The organism is Micromonospora sp. ATA51, from assembly GCF_016802855.1.
Classification (GTDB): domain Bacteria; phylum Actinomycetota; class Actinomycetes; order Mycobacteriales; family Micromonosporaceae; genus Micromonospora; species Micromonospora sicca.
This window is the reverse complement of sequence record NZ_JAEVHJ010000680.1, coordinates 1-1,180: the sequence shown is the minus strand read 5'-3', so window position 1 is coordinate 1,180 and position 1,180 is coordinate 1. Positions and strand designations below refer to the sequence as shown.

1 protein-coding gene and 2 pseudogenes are annotated in these 1,180 nt (G+C 76.8%); 1 reads left to right on the top strand and 2 read right to left on the bottom strand.

Annotated elements, in window-relative coordinates:
• Window positions 1-671 (top strand): MFS transporter (locus tag JNW87_RS38925; protein ID WP_375373619.1); only part of this gene is annotated, 671 nt, incomplete at its 5' end.
• A gap of 121 nt (window positions 672-792) precedes the next feature.
• Here the strand turns inward: JNW87_RS38925 and JNW87_RS38920 are convergent.
• Both JNW87_RS38920 and JNW87_RS38915 read right to left on the bottom strand, forming a co-directional pair.
• Window positions 793-978: pseudogene (locus tag JNW87_RS38920) on the bottom strand (RICIN domain-containing protein); the annotation flags it as partial.
• Window positions 966-1,180: pseudogene (locus JNW87_RS38915) on the bottom strand (hypothetical protein); the annotation flags it as partial. The pseudogenes JNW87_RS38920 and JNW87_RS38915, both read right to left, overlap by 13 nt.

The window sequence follows — 1,180 nt, the reverse complement described above, 5'->3', positions numbered from 1 at the left end:
CGGCCGGCGGCGCGGCGGCCCGGGCGGTCGGCGCGCTGGCCCAGGCCGCGCGGACCCGGCCGTTCTGGCTGCTCGCCGGCGGCTTCGCGATCTGCGGCGCGACGACAAACGGCCTGGTCGGCACCCACTTCGTGCCGGCCGCGCACGATCACGGCATGCCGGAGACGACCGCCGCCGGGCTGCTCGCCCTGGTCGGGCTCTTCGACATCGTCGGTACGGTGGCCTCCGGCTGGCTGACCGACCGGATGGACAGCCGGCTGCTGCTCGGCATCTACTACGCGTTGCGCGGCGCGTCGCTGCTGATGCTGCCCGCCCTCTTCGCCGGTACGGCCGAGCCGAGCATGCTGGTCTTCATCGTCTTCTACGGCCTGGACTGGGTGGCCACCGTGCCGCCGACGGTGGCGCTGTGCCGGGAGTACTTCGGCGCCTCCGGTGCGGTGGTCTTCGGCTGGGTCTTCGCCGCCCACCAGGTCGGCGCGGCGGTCGCCGCCACCGGCGCCGGCCTGGTCCGCGACCGGCTCGGCGACTACGCCCTGGCCTGGTACGTGGCCGGTGCCCTGTCGATCGGCGCGGCCGGCTCTCGCTGCTGCTGCGCCGCCGGCGGGGGCCGCTGCCCGTGCCGATCGCGCTGCCCGTCGCGGCGCGGCCGGGCCTGGAGCTACCGGGGCTGAGGCCGTCCCGGTCCGGGCCGGCCCGGGGACGGAGCCGGTCAGCCGACCGCCCACTGCTGCTCGGCGCGCCCGTGCAGGGGGCCTGTTCGAGCTGGTCGCCGGCCTCGGTGCCGGCGTCGTCGACCTGGGCGCACTTGCCGCTGTGCACGGCGACCAGCAGTACCGGGCCGGCCCCGGTCGGGGCGAGCCGCCACTGCTGGTTGGGCTGGCCGTTGCAGGACCACTGCTGCACGTCCACGCCGTCGTCGGTGCGCTGCCCGTCCACGTCCAGGCATTTGCCACTGGCCGCGCTGATCAGGGTGAACACGTCGGCGGCGACCGCGGTCGCCACCCACTGCTGCTCGGGCCGCCGGTGCAGTCGGCCAGTTGCGCGTCCGCGCCCTCGGGGTCGTCGTCGGTCACCCCCACGCAGAGCCCGGAGGCGGTGGCCCGGAACACCTTCGGACCGGCCGCCGGCGCCGGCGGGGTGATCGGCGCGGCGGTGGGCGACGGCGCGGCCGGGGTGGTCG